Raw genomic sequence first — 18017 nt, 5'->3', positions numbered from 1 at the left:
CTTAGATGGATTGAGGATTGGCTCATGACTGAAAGCGTCGCAATTGCCGAGCAGCCTAGCCAAACGGCTGCCATACCCAGCCCACGTTCGCCCTTAAGTCGGTTATTATTGCCAATTGCCTTGGTTATCTTGGCGCTTGGCGCAGGGCTAGCAGCGTGGTGTGGGCTTAATTTTGGTTCGCAACCCATGCTAATTGGCGCAATTGCTGGCGGGGTTGGCGCACTCGCCGCCTTGGTTGGCTTGATTGCTGGCCTGCGTCGACGTTTGCCCTTGAGTGGTTGGGCTTTGGTCGTTGGCACTCTGAGCATTGCCCTCGGCGCAACCATGGTTTTTCCCGACCAACGTGAATTGGCGATTATCAGCGCGGCCTTGCCGGTGTTGTGTGCCGCTTTAACCTTGCGCCCCTTGCACACTGCTATTGTTACGGTTGTTAGTTTAGCTAGTTTGTGGGCAGCAGCCTATTTTGCCGCTGCCGAGCCAAACAGCAACCAATTAATTCAATGGGGCGTGCTGAGCGCCTTTGTGCTAGTGATTAGCATTTTTGGCTTGGTATGTAGCGCAGCCTTGCGCGCCTTTGACCGCCAGCAAACCGTTGGTCACGAATCGACGACCCAACTCAACAAGCAGCTTGGCGAAGAACAAGAGCGAGTCGAACGCGCCGCCCAATTGCTGGTGCAAGAGCGCGATCGGCTGGCGGCGGTGATTGGCGCTGCCAGCGATGGCGTGGTTTTGGCCGATAGCAATGGCATCATTTTGCAGGCCAATGCTGCTGCGCGCCAATTGTTGAATGAAACCTTTGGCGGCACACTCGAAGGCCAAGCGCTCAATCAATGGAGCCAAGAAAACACAGGCCGCCTGCGCGTGATCAGCAATGAGCGCGAAGGTGAACGCCAACGGGTGGTTTTTGAGCAACAACAAGGCACGCGCAAGCCCGTCATTGGCCTGAATCAAGTGCCAATTCGCAGTAGCGCTGGCAGCGTTTTGGGCTATGTTGGGGTCTTTCACGATAAAACCACCGAATTGGAAGTTGAGGAAATGCGCTCGCAATTGCTCGATTTCTTGGTGCAAGATATGCATGATCCGCTTAACTCGGTGTTGGCGGCCCAAGATACCTTGTTGGCTGGCGATTTAGGCGATGGCAATGAGCGGGTATTATCGACCGCCCGCCGCACAACCTCGCGCTTGGTTGAACTGACCAATACACTGATGGAAATGAGCCGTTTACATGGCGATGCCAATAGCTTGCATCGTTTGGCCAACCCCTTGCGGCCATTGATCGAAGGCAGCATTGCCCAAGCCACGCCCCAAGCCCAACAACGCGCAATCAACCTGGTGTTGGAATATGGCGCTGATAGCGGTGGGCTGGCGTTTGATGCAGATAAAATGCGCCGCGTGATGAGCCATCTGTTGGATAATGCCTTGCGCCGTAGCCCAGCCTATAGCACGGTGCGGGTGCAAGTCAGCAATACTGGTGGCAATGCCCAAGTGCGCATCGCCGACCAAGGCCCAAGTATTCCGGTCGAGCTTGCGGGCCGCATTTTCGACCGCTTCAGCAAACAGGTTGGCGAGCAACGCATTGGCGGGGTTGGCTTAGCCTATTGCAAGCAGGTCATCGAGGCCCACGGTGGCCGCATTTGGGTCGATAGCACGCCTGGCAAAGGCAGTACCTTTATCTTTAGCATGCCCTCAGCAGCATAATCAGGAGTAGTTCCATGGCAAAAGTAGGCCGCAATGATCCATGCCCATGTGGCAGTGGCAAAAAATATAAACAATGTCATGAAGCAGCTGATCGAGCGCAAGAAGACCAGTTGCGCTTGTTACGTCGCGCCCAAGATCGTTTGTTTCCTAAATTGATCGATGCCAGCCAAAACGACGATTTAGCGCCCAAAACCCCAGCCTTGTTTGAGCAATATTGGGGTGGACGCTACACTGCCGCTGATATGATCGACCTCGACGAGAAGGAAGATCGTGGCTCAGAGCGCTTTTTGACGTGGCTGGCCTTCGATGCGCAAAGTGGCGACGATGGCTCAACCTTGGTCGAACGGATCGCTGCCAATCCGCCAGCAGAGCTTGAACTTGACGAGCATGAACTTAATCTGCTGCCAACGTGGTCGGGCATTCGCTTGCGTCCCTATCTGATTACCGAAATTATTAAGGGCAAAGGCGCGTTGATTGAAGAAGTTTTGACCAAAGAAACCTTTACCCTGCGCGACCATGCAGCTGCCAAGCGCTTGGAAGAAAACGAGTTGATTTTTGCCCACCTTGTGCCCGTTGGCGATGAATACTACATTGCTGGCGCTGCGGCCCAAACCACCCCCGACACGGTAGAAAAACTTGCTGAGTTTTTGGCTGTGAGCTTGGAAGATTGGCAATTGCGCAATCCCGATGCTGATTTGAACCAGTTTGTGCGCGAAAATAGCCACTTGTTCAATCATTTTATCTCGGTATTGCCACGCGAAGAAAAAGAGCCATCGAAGTTTGACGATTTGATGTTGCGTGGCCGTGCAGCCTTGTTGATGACCAAACAATCGTTGGGTTTGGGCAAGGATGACGACGATGACGACGACGATGACGACGATGACGACGATGACGAATTCGACGACGATGTTGATCCCAGTGATGACGAATTCGACGACGATGTTGATGCTGATGAAGACGATGAAGACGATGCCAGCGATGATGATCAATCTGACAACGCTGACGATGCTAATGATCCAGATCTAGCAGCCGATTCGGATGCCCAACCAGCCAAATAAACCATGTTAACGAAGCGATCAGGGGTAGGAATCAGCATACGATTCCACCCCTGATTGTTGATTAACCCTTTGACTTTGCACCTGCGTTCAGCTACCATGCAAACGATCGAGAATTGGCTCAGGAATTGAGGAATATGTCTGAACAATCACCACTTAGCGAGCGTGAAATTGAAGTCTTGCAGCAGCTAGCGCTGGGGGCAAGCAATAACGAAATCGCCAATACGCTCGTCATCAGCCCCAACACGGTTAAAGTACATATCCGCAATATCTATGCTAAATTAGGGGTGTTATCACGAACAGAGGCAACGCTCGAAGCTGTGCGGCGCGGCTTAATTGAGGTTGCAATTAACCCAACCCTTGCGCCAGAGCCAGAAGTTGGCCCAGCCGAGCCAGAAGCGATGGTAACATCCCCAAGCAGTGAGCCAACGCCAGCAGAGCCAGTTCAAGCGACCAATCTTGTTCAACCAACTTTAGCCCCAACGCCAGATCCAATTACCCCAGTCCTGACCCAACCAACCAATCAAATTACGATTCCGCGCGGCTATGCGTTGGCAATTTTGGGCGTGTTGGGAGGGCTGATTGTGGCGGTCATGGCCATTGGCTGGTTTGTTGTGCGCAACAACATCACGCCCACAACCCAACCAGCGCCAACCACAGTTGTGAGCAATATGTGGCAACCGCTGACTGCCTTGCCCCAACCAACCTATCAACATACCGGAGTCTTTTTGGCCGATAGCTTGATTGTCATTGGCGGCAACACGGATACAGGCGTGGTAGCCCAGACATGGCAACTTAACCTTGCAACTGGAGCTTGGCGCGAGCTTGCGCCCAAGCCAACCGCAGTCGCAGCTAGCGGCGCAGTCCAGATTGCAGGCCAAATTTATGTGGCTGGGGGTCGCGATAAAAATGGCAATGCAAGCAAGAGCTTTGAGATTTTTGATCTGGCCCAAAATCGCTGGCAAAGTGGGCCAGCCATGCCAGAAGCGCGCGCCAACGCCATGGTTGCGGCAATTGATGGCAAAGTCTATGTATTTGGCGGCGAAAGCGAAAGCGTGATTGCCGCAACCAGCTTTATTTATAGCCCCGATAGCAAAAGCTGGAGCCAAGGTGCCCCCATCCCATTGCCATTACGCGATGCAGCGCTTGCCCAAAGCGGCAGCGATGTGGTCTTGATCGGTGGTCAAACGACGAGCGGCCCAAACCTCAAAACTTGGCGCTTGCAAACTGGCGTATGGCAGGCCTTGGCTGATTTGCCAGCCCCACGAATTGACGCTGGCGCAGTCTATATTACCAATCAAATCTATCTGGTTGGCGGCGCGGAAGGCGATCAGCCGGTGCTGGTGTTGCAAAACAACCTTTGGACGATAACTGATTTACGCACAGGCCATGCCCTCAGCGAACACCTCGTGCTTTCAAATGCTCGGGATATTTATAGCATTGGTGGGTGGAATGGCACGAATGCGCTCGCTGAAACTCGCAGCTGGACACCAATTACCAACATCTTTTTGCCTGGTGTGGGCCGATAGCTACATCCCAAAGCTCAAACGGGCAGCCAAAATATTAGGCAAGCCATGTTCAAGCATCAAGGTTTGGGTGCGCCGAATATTGTAAGTTGTGCGATGAAAGGTGACCGTTTGTTGCTCATCGTCGTAAATCGCCCAGCCTGAGCGGGCATCGCCATCGCGGGGTTGACCTACGCCACCAGGGTTGATGATATAGCGTTTATCTGGTTGGAGCTTCAGCACCAAGTTATCGGTAGGAATCGTGGCGGTGCAATGGTCGCCAAGCATATCGGCAGTAAAAATAACTGGTTGGTGGGTATGGCCAACAAAGCAAATAGGTGTGCTAAAATGATCAAACGAATAGGTTGCCCCCACCGTATCAAGTAAATATTCCCAAACTGGGTCGCGTGGGCTGCCATGAGCCAATGTAACCGTATCGTTCACCTGTTGCATGGGGCTAAGGCTGAGCAAAAACTCGCGATTGTCCTCGGTTAATTGCGAACCATTCCATTCATTGGCAATCCGAGCATCACGATTAAAATTGCTCAGCGAAATTGAGCCAAGGCAACCAAGGTCGTGATTCCCGACCAACATCGCTTGCTGGCGTTCACGCATGAGCGCTACACATTCATTTGGTTGAGGCCCATAACCAACCGTATCACCCAAACACCAAACCGAATCGACCTCGCCTGCTGCTCCAAGAACAGCTTCCAGTGCGGCTAAGTTAGCATGAATATCAGCAAGAACCAGAACCCGCATGTGTTACCTTTCTGCAATCAAGCGCTGTTTCTGTGGCAAGGGTTGGTAGAGTATAATGGCGGTCAGGAGCCTTTTGAGCTTGAACGAGGAACGTCGTGGAACCAGTGCATCACTGCCCATATGTGGGCCTTAAACAAAATCGTGCGATTCGTTTCGCGAGTCCTACGTCGGAGCACCGTTGCTACATAACTGGTGAGGCCCACGATATTCCAGTGCCCCAAGCAGCGTTTTGTTTAAGTAGCAACCATGTGCGTTGCCCATTATATACTGGTGAAGATCTGCCGATTGAGCAGGCGGTTAGCCCGCCTACGCCGGTTGGGGTTGGTGGTTGGCGCGGTTGGGTCGCTGGCTTATCAAGCCGTGATCGCCGCATTTATGCCACCTTGGTCGGCTTGCTCTGCTTAATTATTGTGGCCTATGCCATTAGCGGGGTTGTCTTATTTAGCAACAACTCCAGCCCTACGACACCGAGCACCACAGCGTTAGTCGTCCAACCAACCAACGCTGGCCCAACATTAACCGTTTCACCATCGCCAAATGCCTTTGCCACAGCAGCGGTTCGTCAAACTCAAACAGCCGAAGCTATCGCTCTAACCACTACCGCCACTCCCTCGGTCTCTGCTACGCCATCGGCTTCTGCAACCACTCAGGTGATTCTTGCATCGCCTACATTTGTTATTGTACCGCCAACTGAAGATGTGATTGTTGCCAGTCCAACTCCTAGCATTCCGTTTGCCACCGATCTGCCAACTTTCGAGCCAACGTTATCGCCAATTGTGCCAACCAGCGAGCCAACTGTTGAACCAACGCTTGAACCAACCATTGAGCCAACTGTTGAACCAACCAGCGAGCCAACTGTTGAACCAACAAGCGAGCCAACCAGCGAACCGCTGCCAGAACCAACTGCACAGCCAACCGAGGAAACTGGGGGCCGTGAGGTCAATCAAGTAACCCTGTTTTTTGCCGATAGTAGCGGCCAAGTGTTGGTGCCGGTTTCGCGCCAAATTGTAACGACGCGCCAACCACGCACTGCCGCAATTCATGAGTTGATTGCTGGGGCACGCAGCGATTTGCGCAGTTTGTTGCCAAGCGATACCCAATTGCTTGGGCTACGGCTGAACAATGGCATCGCTACGGCTAATTTTAACCGTATCCCGACGTTTGGCAATTCAGGTGTAGAAGATTTGGGCTTGCGTTCGATTGTTTTGGCCTTGACTGAACAACCAGACGTTAGCCAAGTGCAGCTTCAAGTCCAAGGCCAGAATCTTGGGGGCTTGCGTTACCGACCCAACGTCAATCCCGATAATCCGCAGGGTTTAAATGGTCAGTTTAACACAACTTCGTTCTTACCGTTGTATTTCCAAGCCAGCACTGGCCGTTGGGTACGGGTGATGCGCCTTGTGCCAAGCACCAAAACCGAGGCGCGGGCCACTATCGATGAGCTTATTCGCGGTGCTGGTCGCTATAGTAACCTAGTCAGCAGCGCGATTCCTAGCACAAGCCAGGTTCGGCGCTTAGTCATTGTCGATGGCGTGGCCCAGCTCGATCTTAGCGCTGAATTCAGCCAAACCAGCAATCCCCGCGCAGCAGTTGATGCCTTGGTGTTGGCATTAACCTCATTCAGCAGCGTCCAGCAGGTTGTTATTACGATCGAAGGCCAGCCTCTCAGCGCGACTTGGGGCGAAGCATTCAGCAATCCATTTACGCGCCCACAACTCAATCCTGAGTAGAATTAGTAGGGGTCAGGGGCCAGGGACTAAGGTTGAAGATACCTATGAATTACCGCCAAATAGCAGAGCACGCTGAATCTATACTTCGTGCTCTTCGTAGATCGAAATATTAACGCAGCGGCGCAGATAACCAAAGGATGAAGTATGAGTGATGAATAGTGAACATTTGGGCAATTTGTGAAATTTCGTGGCTAAGAAGAACCTAATCAAAACAATCTGTGGCAATCTGTGACTAACCCAATAAATCTAAACTTCGTGCACTTCGTGTCCTTCGTGGTTAAAAACTCTTCGTGGTTTCCGTCTCCCTAGACCCTGACCCCTGAACGCTTATCCCTCATCCCAATTTCCCCTACGTCGATCAAACCTGCTATGTTAAAATGAAGCTATTGGTTTAGCTAGATTGGGAACTTGTATGGATTATGCTCATTTAATTGCCAAAAGCTTGACGGTGCGTGCCGACCAAGTTACCGCCGCAATTCAATTGTTTGATGCAGGCAATACCTTGCCGTTTGTTGCTCGCTACCGCAAGGAGCAAACTGGCGGCTTGGATGAAGAACAATTGCGCAGCATCCAAAGCCAAATTGCCCGCTTGCGCGAGCTTGATGAACGTCGCGAGGCGATTTTGAATGCCCTGCGCGAACAAGGCACCTTGACTGATACGCTTGCCCAAGCCTTGGCCGAAGCCAGCGATAAAACGACGCTCGAAGATTTGTATGCACCGTTCAAGCCCAAACGCCGCACTCGTGCCAGTATCGCCCGCGAACGTGGCCTCGAAGGCTTGGCCGAGATAATTCAAATGCAGCCCAACGATGCAATCGAGGCCACTGCCCGCCAGTTTCTCAACGACCAAGTTGCGAGCATTGAAGATGCCTTGGCCGGAGCACGCGATATTGTGGCCGAGCAGCTAAGCGAGCATCCTGAAGTGCGCCGCCAAACCCGCGAACGAGCTTTGCGTTGGGGCGTTGCGCGTAGCGAGTTAATCGCCGATGCAGACGATAGCAAAGGCGTCTATCAAACTTACTATCAATTCGAAGCCATCGCCAATCGGCTCAAGCCCTACCAAGTGTTGGCGCTCAATCGCGGCGAAGCCGAACATATTTTGCGCTTCAAAATTCAGGTCAGCGAACGCGATTGGGCTGATGTTGCCGCCAAATATTTCCCGCTCGATCAACGCTCACCTTGGGCTGAGCAATTACGGTTGGCGGTTCACGATGGCGCTGAGCGCTTGCTGCTGCCAGCAATCGAGCGCGATGTGCGCCGCGCCCTAACTGAACAAGCAGAAAGCCACGCGATCACCGTTTTTGCCAAAAACGTGCATTCGTTGTTGTTGCAAGCACCAATTGCCAATAACGTCGTGCTGGGGCTTGACCCAGGCTTTCGCACTGGCTGCAAAGTGGCAATTATTGGCCAAACTGGCAATGTGCTGACCACCGCCACAATTTATCCCCACAGCGGCGCGGCAGCCCGCGAACGAGCGTTTCAAGAATTACAGGGCTTGATCAAACGCTACACCGTGAGTTTAATCGCCATTGGCAATGGCACAGCCTCGCGTGAAACCGAGCAATTGGTCGCCGATGTGATTCGCCACAATCCTGGCCTCAAATATTTGATTGTTAGCGAAGCGGGAGCGAGCGTCTACAGCGCCAGCACCCTTGCCCGCAACGAATTGCCCGATCTTGATGTGAGTTTGCGCGGCGCGGTTTCGATTGCCCGCCGCGTGCAAGACCCACTCGCCGAGTTGGTTAAAATCGAGCCAAAAGCGATTGGCGTGGGCATGTATCAACACGATGTTGATCAAACGGCGCTGAGCAATGCGCTCGATGGGGTGGTTGAAAGCGCAGTGAATAATGTTGGCGTTGATGTCAACACCGCCTCGCCTGCGCTATTGCGCTACGTTGCAGGCATTGGCCCCAAACTTTCGGCCCAAATCGTCAGCCATCGCGAGGAACATGGGCCATTTCGTTCGCGCATCGCGCTCAAAAAAGTCAAAGGCTTGGGGCCAAAAGCCTTTGAACAAGCAGCAGGCTTCTTGCGCATTCGCGATGGCGATGAAGCTTTGGATGCCAGCGCCATTCACCCAGAAAGCTATGCTGTAGCACGAAATTTGCTAGCCAAGCTCAATATCAACGCCAAAACAGGCCGCAACGAACGGATCAAACGCTTGGAAGATCTGAAGAATCAGCCGTTGCATGGCCTTGCGGCAGAATTAGGCACCGGCGTGCCAACCCTAAGCGATATTATCGATCAATTGCTTCGGCCTGGCCGCGACCCACGCGAGGATGTGCCAGCGCCGATTTTGCGCAGCGATGTGCTGGCCTTTGAAGATTTGCAGCCAGGCATGCAGCTCAAAGGCACCGTGCGCAATGTCGTCGATTGGGGTGCATTCATCGATTTAGGGGTCAAACACGACGGCTTATTGCATCGTTCGCAAATTCCGCGGGGCTTGAGTTTGAGCGTTGGCGATATTTTGGATGTTAGCATTCAATCAATCGATCAAGAACGCAAGCGGATTGCCCTCGTTTTAGCACAATAATGCGGCAGCCTGCGGTACAATAGACGGCGGCGCTGGCTCGATCTAGCGCCTTAATCTTTGCATTATCAATAAAGAGGTAGCTTGTGAGCACAACTCCTATCAGCGATTTTTTGCGCCATAACTTTCGCCACTTTAATGCGGCAGCCTTAATCGATGCCAGCGATGCCTATGTGCAGCACCTTGCCAACAATGGCAAAATGATGATCACGCTTGCAGGCGCGATGAGCACCGCCGAATTGGGCCTCTCGTTGGCCGAAATGATTCGCCAAGATAAAGTGCAAATTATTTCGTGTACCGGAGCCAATCTCGAAGAAGATTTGTTTAACTTGGTGGCCCACGATTACTACGAACGCGTGCCGCATTATCGCGATTTAACCCCAGACGATGAAGCAGCGCTGTTGGCTCGCCACATGAATCGCGTCACCGACACCTGTATTCCAGAAGAAGAAGCAATGCGCCGCTTGGAACGGGCCTTGGTCGATGAATGGACAGCGGCTGATGCTGCTGGCGAGCGCTATTTCCCCCACGAGTTTTTATATCGGATCTTGCGCAAAGGTGTGTTGGAAGAATTCTTCCAAATCGACATCAAAGATTCGTGGATGTACGCCGCAATGGAGAAAAACCTGCCAATCATCGTGCCAGGCTGGGAAGATTCGACGACTGGGAATATGTTTGCAGCTCACGTTATGCAAGGCGAAGTCAAAAATGTGCACACCGTGCGCACGGGCATCGAATACATGACCTACTTGGCCGACTGGTATATTGAAACCAGCAAAACCCATTCAATTGGCTTCTACCAAATTGGCGGCGGCATCGCTGGCGACTTCCCAATTTGTGTTGTGCCAATGTTGCACCAAGACATGCAGATGGGCAACGTGCCAGTTTGGGGCTACTTTTGCCAAATCAGCGATTCGACCACCAGCTATGGCTCATACTCAGGCGCTGTGCCCAACGAAAAAATTACCTGGGGCAAGTTGGAGCCAACCACGCCGAAGTTTATCGTCGAATCCGATGCCTCAATTGTGGCGCCGTTGATGTTTGCCTTAATTTTGGGGCAGTAAACAGAACATAGAACATAGCGCATAGAACATACGTTTATTAACCGCGAAGCGCGCAAAGTTTTAACGCAGCAGCGCAGAGAAATAAAGGCTATGGGCGATAGGCTATCGGAATTTGGTTTGGAATTTCAAACGATCCGATAGCCGCATACCAAAAGCCATTAGACTTATCCCCTTCGTGTCCTTCGTGCTCTTCGTGGTTAAAAGTCCTTATTATTTTAGCCACAGATTGGCACAGATGAGCAGGATTATATTCTCGCCAGCCCATAGCCATCAGCCTATCGCTATCATTTCATCCCTCATCCTTTTGACTTTTGCCTTCTGATTTTTGATTTTTGACTTCATTCCTCATCCTTCATCCTGCTATTTTGCCTTCTGATTTTCATCATTAGCCCTACAACTATACATATATAGCCATGGATCGATATTTGCTTAGCAAAGGCTCTCAAGGAAGCGCCACTAAACATCCAGCTCAGTTTGATCAATCGCGCTTGCTGTTGGGCTAAATTCTGGTCCAACTGGCCAAAAATCGCTCAGCATTTAAGCCCAATTGCTGTCCAACCAGGCACAGATGATAGTGATCGCAGGCGACAGAACCATTATGCTTGGGGCAAATCGTTCCAACATACTGGCAAAGTAAATTCAAATACTCTCACCTTTGCCAGCAATGGCCTAAGCATGTTCGCACTGCAAGGCCGTGGTCGATGTGCCTCAAGATTGTGGGAAAACTGCGGCATACATTTATCCGGGTAAGCGTCAACGTTAAGCCTAGCCCAACGAGTAACTACTGTTAGCACAATGTTAAAGAGTAGCCAAAAAGGAATTTTCTAGGAACGTTCGACGTTTTCAAACGTTCTACTTACAACGAAAGCAAATTGGGTAAATTAGTTGGTTAACTTGAAATTGTAGGCTAAAATCATAGTCCGCTTACAGGCGAAAACGTTTCCAAGCAGCGGAATCTATGGTACATAGTAGAAACGAAAGGGTAGTAGCACACAAATGAGCATGGTACTTGAAACACAAACATATACAATCAAAATTTCGCCCAATGCAGATGAGCAAAGCATTTCAATTGTGCGCTCTGATGGCATCGAGGCTACATGTTACCAACTTACCGAAGTTGTAACCGTTGTCGAAGTGCTCGGCGGGCGCGGCTGGTGGCAACAACACCAAACTCAAATTCGCACCCTGCTTGAAGCCTGCTTTGGGGAAACAGTCTGTTAAACTCCAAGCGATAGATCAAACAGGGCGGATGGTGCATCCGCCCTGTTTTTATTTAGCCCAGTTCGCCATTGGCATAGCGAGCACGCAAGACTTTTTTATCAAACTTGCCAACACTGGTTTTAGGAATTTCGCTGAGAAAGACAACTCGCTCAGGCAGCCAGAATTTGGCAACCAACGGCTCAAGATAATCCAACAATTCGCTTGGCGCAACCTCGCCAGCATCGTTAGTCAAAACCACGCAGGCCAGCGGGCGCTCGCTCCAGCGCTCATCAGGAATTGCGATCACCGCTGCTTCGGTCACTTTAGCATGGCCCATCAAGGCATTTTCCAGCTCGACCGACGAAATCCATTCGCCGCCGCTCTTGACCAAATCTTTGGTGCGATCGGTAATGCCCAAATAGCCTTCGTGGTTGATTGTGGCTACATCGCCAGTACGAAACCAGCCATCGGCGGTAAAATGCTCGGCAGTTGGCTCAACTTTGTAATAGCCAGCAGTAACCCACGGGCCACGCGCCTGCAACTCACCAACCGTCGTGCCATCCCACGGCAATTCCTCGCCTGCATCGTTGACAATGCGCAGCTCAACACCACCAATTGGATAGCCTTGTTTGGCGCGTAAATCCCAACGCTCGTGGTCGCTTAGGTTGCGATGTTGCGGTTGCAAACTCGAAATTGTGCCCAAGGGCGAAAGCTCGGTCATGCCCCACGCGTGGAGCACTGGCACGCCAAAATCGCGCTCGTAGGCTTCGATTAAGCCGCGTGGCATAGCCGCGCCACCCACAGCCAAACAGCGCACATGCGAAAAATCGCGTGGTCTAGCCCGCATTTCTTGATACATCGCCGTCCAAATCGTGGGCACGCCAGCAGGAAAGGTTATTTTTTCTTCGGCAATCAAATCGGCCAAGGCTACTGGATTCAAGTGCAAGCCAGGCATCACCAAATCTGCGCCTGCAAAGATGGCCGAGTAGGGCAAGCCCCAAGCCATCGCATGAAATTGGGGCACAACAGGCATCACAATATCATCGGGGGTAAAGGCCAAGGCGGTGGCCTGATTTTCGCCCATCGTATGCAAATAGAGCGAGCGATGGCTATACAACACGCCTTTAGGATTGCCAGTCGTGCCGCTGGTGTAGCACAAACCCATCGCTTGGCGCTCATCAGTCACGGGCCAAGCGAATTCAGCCTCAGCGGCGGCCATCAAATCTTCATAGTGCACAACATTGGGGAAGGGGAGTTCGATGCCAGGTTGGCCATTGATCAAGACAATGGTTTCGACCGCAGGAATGCTATCGGCAAGTTTGGAGAACAACGGCAACAAGGTCGCATCAACAAAAATCACCTTATCTTCGGCGTGATTGATGATATAGGCCAATTGCTCGCTTGAAAGCCGAATGTTGAGCGTATGGCAGACAGCGCCAGCACAAGGAATTGCATAGTAGAGTTCAAGATGTTGGTAGTTGTTCCATGCAAACGTACCGACTCGATCACCTTGGTTGATGCCAAGTTTGTGGAGCACATTCCCTAAGCGTTTGACGCGGTGGTATAAATCGGCGAACGAATAGCGGTGGAGTGAGCCATCTGGTTGCTTGGTTGTAACACGTTTGTGGGGGTAGAGTTTATAAGCGTGGTCGAGCAACCGATCAACAGTCAGCGGATAGTCCATCATCAGGCCACGTAGCATGCAAATGCCTCCTTGCACTCCGAAACGGGTCTGGCTCTCAGCTATACATTTGCGCCATCATACCATATTGCTAGAACATTGAGAGAAAGTATGAAGGATGAGGGATGAAGGCAAAAATCAAAAGGCAGAATTCAAAAGCCCAAGCCTAAAAATCTGTGGCGAAAATAATCCTTTGTGTCCTTCGTGCTCTTCGCGGTTACGATCCTTCGTAATCTTGCTTTAACGCAGAGACACAGAGCAACCAAGCTACGACTGATGATCAGTTACAGCTTAATCCTCTGCGCCTCTGCGTTAAATCATAGCCCAAAATACCCTCTATGTTCTATGCTCTTTGCTCTACGTTCGTGGCTCAGGTAAACGGCGCGAGAGCAACCAGCCGCCAAAACCACTGGCAGCGCTGATCCAAAACAAGGGCAAATAGCCAAATTGGGCCAGTAGCAAGCCACCCAAGACGGGAAAGAAGGTTGCCACGCCCATCAGCGTATTACAAACGCCCACATACACAGGCCGTTGCTCAGCTGGCGCCAGCTCCATCACATAGGTTAAACTGGCGGTATTCGAGCCATCGACACTCAAGCCAATCAGCAAAAAGATGACGCCAAACAGCCAACCCAAGGCCTCTGGGCCTAAAACACTGGCAAAGGGCATAATCAACAAAGCCCAGCTTGGCACAGTAATAATCAACGCACCAGTTAATACAATCAACAAGCGATTGCCACGTTGATCGCCAATCCGTGACCAAACCAAGTTGGATAGGGCTGCGGCGAACACCCGCACCGCCAAATAGACCCCAATCATACGTGGTGAGACGTGCAGAACTTCGCGGGCATACAAAATATAAAATGGGTCGGCCAAGCCACCCAAGCGCGTGACCATACGCGAAAGCACATATTGGCGAAAGTTGCGGTCGTGCTTGAGCAACACCGGAATTTTGGCAAACATCTGCCTGGCCGAGATAGCCGCAGGCGGGTTGGTCGTTGGCGGCTCGGCAAATAAGCTAAACGAAATAATCCCAAAGCCAATCAGCACAAACGAAATAAACAGCAAAATGCCGTAGTTGTGCGGAAAAACCAAGGGACTGCTGCGGCTAAGCAGCCAACCAACCAAGGGGCTAACCAAGGCAAACGAGAGCAAACCACCAATCAAATTGCGCGAGCCAAAAAATTTGCCCCGCTGGCGAGCGGGAATCGTTTTGGCCACCACTTCTTGAAACGCCACCGAACCAGAACCGCCAGTAAAGTTGTACATGGCGTAGCCCAGCAAAAACAATGGCAGTAGCACCAAAACTGGCAAACTAGTTGCGTTCCAAACCACCAGCACCATCGCCAACCAAATAAAGAAGCGCACAATCCCAACTTGGCGATAGACTGGCAGTTTGTAGGTCATGCCTTGCAAACGCCCAGCGCTCAACAATTGTGGCAACAACCAACCGCCCGATTTGAGCGATGGCAATAGGCCAACCACCCACGGCGCAGCGCCCAACTCACGCACAAACACGGTCAAAACCAAATTCGCATCGCTAAATGCGTCGGCTAAAATAAATAAAACTCCATTGGCCACTCCTAAGCGCATGTTGCGGCGCAAAGTTTCTTCATTGCTCGCTCGGGGAGCAATTGGCCGATGAAGTGCTAATTTCCATTGCATAGCACGTTTGTCCTTGGCAACAGGCCGTTTCCCACTGCCTATAAAAAAACGCTCAAGAACCCAATTGTTCCCGAACATTTGCTGCTGTACGGAGCTACCGTACCAGATTCAAGTAGCGCCATTCTACTGCGATGTGCTGCGCTATGCAAGTATGCGAAAATGACCATATTGATCCACGAAGTGCACAAAGAGCACGAAGTCTGAAACCGCGAAGGACGCGAAGCGCGCAAAGGGAAATGGCTATTGGCTATTGGCTTTTGGCTAGCGAAAATTCGTTGGAAAGATCAATAGCCTTTCGTTTACAACTCATAGCCTCATGTTCTCTGCGCCTCTGCGTTAGCGCTTTTGCCTTCATCCCTCATCCTTCATCCTTGCCGTTGGCCACAGATTGATCAGATTATGTTGATTATCTTCCTTTAGCCCAAAGCCTGACCCCTGAATCCTACTCCCTCATAATTCATCCTTATGTTCTATGTTCTTTGCTCTATGCTCTTGATTTCCTCCTTCGCAAGCCCGATCTTGGGGCGGGCCTAGCTATGCTACACTGAAGTTATTGATTCTTTTAGGGAGTTACACCAATGAAAATTACTCGTTTGATGATCCTGAATCGCGCTTCGGCCCAAAATAGACTATACGGGAGATCATCGAACATATGTTATTGCAGATCAACAACCTCAACAAAGCCTATGGCCCACATCAAATCCTCAGCGACATTGCGCTAATTATCAATCGCGGCGAACGGATTGGCTTAGTTGGAGCCAATGGCGTTGGCAAATCAACCTTACTGCGCTTAATTATTGGCCAAGAGCAAGCAGATACTGGCTCGATTCGCTTGGGCGAAGGCTGCGAATATGGCTATTTAACCCAGCAATTAACCAGCCCCGCTGATGTCAATGTTGAGCAATTATTGGCCGCCAGCCAACAACAGCTGAGCGCGCTAAGCCAAGAACTTGAGCAATTAAGTGCCCATATGGCAAGCGCCGACCCCGATCAGCTTTCAGCGATTTTAGAACACTATGGCGATGTGGCCCAACGCTTTGAACTGCGTGGTGGCTACGAGCTTGATCATCGCATCGATCAAGTGCTGCAAGGCCTTGGCTTGAGCCATATTCCACGCGAACGCTCGGTGCAAGAGCTATCTGGTGGCGAGAAAACGCGGCTTGGTTTAGCAGCACTACTGATTAGCAACCCCGATTTATTGTTGCTCGATGAACCAACCAATCACCTTGATCATCAGGCTAGCGCATGGCTGGAAACCTGGCTGCAAGCGCATACTGGTGCAATTTTGGTCGTTTCGCACGATCGAGCCTTTCTCGACCAAGTGGCAACCACCATTCTTGAGCTTGACGAACATAGCCATCAACTCAAAACTTACCCCGGCAATTACACTGCTTATTTTGCCGCCAAGCAAGCAGAACGCGAGCGCTGGGAAGCTGATTATGAGCGTCAGCAGGCCGAAATTCGCCAGTTGCAACAGCGTGCCAAGGCTCAAAATCAACAAGTTGCCCATAATCGAGCGCCGCGCGATAACGATGGTTTTATTTATCATTCCAAGGGTGAAAATGTGGCGGCGGCAGTTTCGCGCAATGTGCGTTCAGCCCAACAAGCGCTCGATCGGATTTTGGCCGATCCAATTGCCGAGCCACCCAAACCACTAGCAATTAACCCAACCTTTAACCCAAGCCCTGATGGCAGCCAACAAATGCTCTCGATCGAAGGCCTAAGCTACCAACGCGAGCAACAAACCATCCTTAAGCAGATCGATTTGGAATTACGGCCTCGCCAACGGATTCTGATAACCGGCGCCAATGGCAGCGGCAAAACCACATTGCTTGATCTGATCGCAGGCGATTTGCAACCCAGTAGTGGTCAAATTCGCTCTGGCCCGAATTTGCAAATTGGCTATTTACGCCAAGAATATCAGCGCCCCAAGCCTGAGCAAACCCTGTTTGAAGCCTACCGCGAGGGCTTAATTGGCTTCAACAAAGACTTGATCAACGAACTAGTGTGGTCGGGCCTGTTTCGCTATGCCGAGGTTAACCGTCCGGTTGGTGGCATTAGCACAGGCCAGTTGCATAAGTTACAATTAGCCCGCTTGATTGCCTTGCGCGCCAATGTGCTCTTGCTCGACGAACCAACCAACCACCTCAGTTTTGATGTTTTAGAGCAATTTGAGGCGGCGATCAATCAATTTGCTGGGCCGATCATTGCAGTTTCGCACGATCGGCGCTTTATCCAGCAATTTGCTGGCGAGATTTGGCACTTACACGAGGGACGGTTAACGCGCCTATGTTGACATCATTTGAACAAACAATTATCGAACCAGCCCGGTATCAACTAGAGACCTTGATTATTGGCCAAGAATTGCTCGGCCTTGAACAAACGGCGTCGACCAACAGCTTGATTCGCGAACGGGCCTTTGCTGGTGTCGCCGAAGGCTTGGTGATTGTGGCCAACGAGCAAACCGCAGGCCGTGGGCGACGTGGGCGCAACTGGAGCGCTCCCGCTGGCAGTAGTTTGTTATTATCGCTGCTGTTGCGGCCAACTTGGCTAGTGCCGAGCGAGAGCTTCTTATTAACCATGTTGGCCGCCGTGGCCATCAGCGAAGCAATCGAGCGCGAAACCAACTGCACAGTTGAACTCAAGTGGCCCAACGATCTGCTGATTAATGGGCGCAAATTGGCTGGTATTTTGGTTGAGCTAGAAACCGCAGGCCCCGAACGGTTGCGCTGGGCGGTAATTGGCAGCGGCATCAACGTCAATTGGCAGCCAAGCGATGATCCAACAATTAACCAAGCGGCAACCTCGTTGGCAAGCGAATGTGGCCATGAGGTTGATCGAGCTAGCTTGCTACGAGCAATTTTGTACAGCTACGACCGCCATTATCTCAATTTGCGCAGCGGACGCCGCGAAGCATTACGCCAAGCATGGCTGGATCGATTAACGACCTTGGGCAAAATGGTTGAGGTTGAACTAAGCAGCCATAGCTTTGTTGGCGTGGCCGAAGCGGTTGATCAGCATGGTGGCTTGCAGGTGCGCGACAGCACAGGCCAACTCCAAACGGTCTATGCAGGCGACGTTAAAGTGCGGCCAGTAGCCCAAGCCTAAGCGTGCCAAAAACCCACAATAG

Annotated in this window: 12 protein-coding genes; 9 read left to right on the top strand and 3 right to left on the bottom strand. The window is 51.5% G+C overall.

Features of this window, described 5'->3' with window-relative positions:
- The first annotated feature begins 24 nt into the window (after positions 1-24).
- The 3 genes from SE18_RS13970 (at position 25) to SE18_RS13960 (ending at position 4282) form a co-directional block, all read left to right on the top strand.
- Entirely contained in the window at positions 25-1698 is a 1674-nt protein-coding gene (locus tag SE18_RS13970) for a sensor histidine kinase (RefSeq protein ID WP_054535083.1), read from the top strand.
- 14 nt (positions 1699-1712) lie between these two features.
- Positions 1713-2756: a YecA family protein gene (locus tag SE18_RS27815; RefSeq protein WP_054535082.1), complete on the top strand. Its 1044-nt coding sequence runs from the start codon at positions 1713-1715 to the stop codon at positions 2754-2756.
- 134 nt (positions 2757-2890) lie between these two features.
- Positions 2891-4282 carry a kelch repeat-containing protein gene (locus SE18_RS13960; protein WP_054535081.1) on the top strand — a complete coding sequence of 464 codons (1392 nt, stop codon included), beginning with the start codon at positions 2891-2893 and terminating at the stop codon, positions 4280-4282.
- Here SE18_RS13960 and SE18_RS13955 read toward each other — a convergent pair whose 3' ends face one another.
- A complete protein-coding gene (locus SE18_RS13955) occupies positions 4283-5017 on the bottom strand; it encodes a metallophosphoesterase family protein (protein WP_054535080.1) in 735 nt (244 codons plus the stop codon). It abuts the gene before it with no gap.
- A 95-nt stretch (positions 5018-5112) separates the two neighbouring features.
- Here SE18_RS13955 and SE18_RS13950 point away from each other — a divergent pair, with 95 nt between their 5' ends.
- The 4 genes from SE18_RS13950 (at position 5113) to SE18_RS13935 (ending at position 11562) form a co-directional block, all read left to right on the top strand.
- A complete protein-coding gene (locus SE18_RS13950; RefSeq protein WP_054535079.1) occupies positions 5113-6747 on the top strand; it encodes a GerMN domain-containing protein in 1635 nt (544 codons plus the stop codon).
- 412 nt (positions 6748-7159) lie between these two features.
- Positions 7160-9280 (top strand): Tex family protein, encoded by a 2121-nt coding sequence (locus SE18_RS13945; protein ID WP_054535078.1) that lies wholly within the window; start codon positions 7160-7162, stop codon positions 9278-9280.
- A gap of 83 nt (positions 9281-9363) precedes the next feature.
- Entirely contained in the window at positions 9364-10341 is a 978-nt protein-coding gene (locus SE18_RS13940; RefSeq protein WP_054535077.1) for a deoxyhypusine synthase family protein, read from the top strand.
- A 1002-nt stretch (positions 10342-11343) separates the two neighbouring features.
- A complete protein-coding gene (locus SE18_RS13935) occupies positions 11344-11562 on the top strand; it encodes a hypothetical protein (protein ID WP_054535076.1) in 219 nt (72 codons plus the stop codon).
- Positions 11563-11614: 52 nt separating this feature from the next.
- Here the strand turns inward: SE18_RS13935 and SE18_RS13930 are convergent, their stop codons facing one another.
- Together SE18_RS13930 and SE18_RS13925 are read right to left on the bottom strand one after the other, a co-directional pair.
- Positions 11615-13243 carry a long-chain fatty acid--CoA ligase gene (locus SE18_RS13930; RefSeq protein ID WP_054535075.1) on the bottom strand — a complete coding sequence of 543 codons (1629 nt, stop codon included), beginning with the start codon at positions 13241-13243 and terminating at the stop codon, positions 11615-11617.
- 336 nt (positions 13244-13579) lie between these two features.
- Positions 13580-14887 (bottom strand): MFS transporter, encoded by a 1308-nt coding sequence (locus SE18_RS13925; RefSeq protein WP_054535074.1) that lies wholly within the window; start codon positions 14885-14887, stop codon positions 13580-13582.
- 652 nt (positions 14888-15539) lie between these two features.
- On the opposite strand from SE18_RS13925, the gene abc-f reads away from it, so the two are divergent.
- Both abc-f and SE18_RS13915 read left to right on the top strand, forming a co-directional pair.
- The gene (gene abc-f, locus SE18_RS13920) at positions 15540-17183 is read left to right on the top strand and encodes a ribosomal protection-like ABC-F family protein (RefSeq protein WP_054535073.1); all 1644 of its coding nucleotides are present in this window, start codon (positions 15540-15542) and stop codon (positions 17181-17183) included.
- Positions 17177-17995 carry a biotin--[acetyl-CoA-carboxylase] ligase gene (locus SE18_RS13915; protein ID WP_054535072.1) on the top strand — a complete coding sequence of 273 codons (819 nt, stop codon included), beginning with the start codon at positions 17177-17179 and terminating at the stop codon, positions 17993-17995. Before abc-f ends, SE18_RS13915 begins: the two co-directional genes overlap by 7 nt.
- The last annotated feature ends 22 nt before the right edge of the window (positions 17996-18017 follow it).

The organism is Herpetosiphon geysericola (genome assembly GCF_001306135.1).
Taxonomy (GTDB): Bacteria; Chloroflexota; Chloroflexia; order Chloroflexales; family Herpetosiphonaceae; genus Herpetosiphon; species Herpetosiphon geysericola.
Note: the sequence above shows the minus strand (reverse complement) of the source record. Positions and strands in the feature narration are given on the sequence as shown.

Excerpts from the sequence above, each read along its gene's own strand:
- SE18_RS13970 (WP_054535083.1), top strand. The coding sequence starts at position 25 with ATGACTGAAAGCGTCGCAATTGCCGAGCAGCCTAGCCAAACGGCTGCC.
- SE18_RS27815 (WP_054535082.1), top strand. The coding sequence starts at position 1,713 with ATGGCAAAAGTAGGCCGCAATGATCCATGCCCATGTGGCAGTGGCAAA.
- SE18_RS13960 (WP_054535081.1), top strand. The coding sequence starts at position 2,891 with ATGTCTGAACAATCACCACTTAGCGAGCGTGAAATTGAAGTCTTGCAG.
- SE18_RS13955 (WP_054535080.1), bottom strand. The coding sequence starts at position 5,017 with ATGCGGGTTCTGGTTCTTGCTGATATTCATGCTAACTTAGCCGCACTG.
- SE18_RS13945 (WP_054535078.1), top strand. The coding sequence starts at position 7,160 with ATGGATTATGCTCATTTAATTGCCAAAAGCTTGACGGTGCGTGCCGAC.
- SE18_RS13935 (WP_054535076.1), top strand. The coding sequence starts at position 11,344 with ATGGTACTTGAAACACAAACATATACAATCAAAATTTCGCCCAATGCA.
- SE18_RS13930 (WP_054535075.1), bottom strand. The coding sequence starts at position 13,243 with ATGCTACGTGGCCTGATGATGGACTATCCGCTGACTGTTGATCGGTTG.
- SE18_RS13925 (WP_054535074.1), bottom strand. The coding sequence starts at position 14,887 with ATGCAATGGAAATTAGCACTTCATCGGCCAATTGCTCCCCGAGCGAGC.
- abc-f (WP_054535073.1), top strand. The coding sequence starts at position 15,540 with ATGTTATTGCAGATCAACAACCTCAACAAAGCCTATGGCCCACATCAA.
- SE18_RS13915 (WP_054535072.1), top strand. The coding sequence starts at position 17,177 with ATGTTGACATCATTTGAACAAACAATTATCGAACCAGCCCGGTATCAA.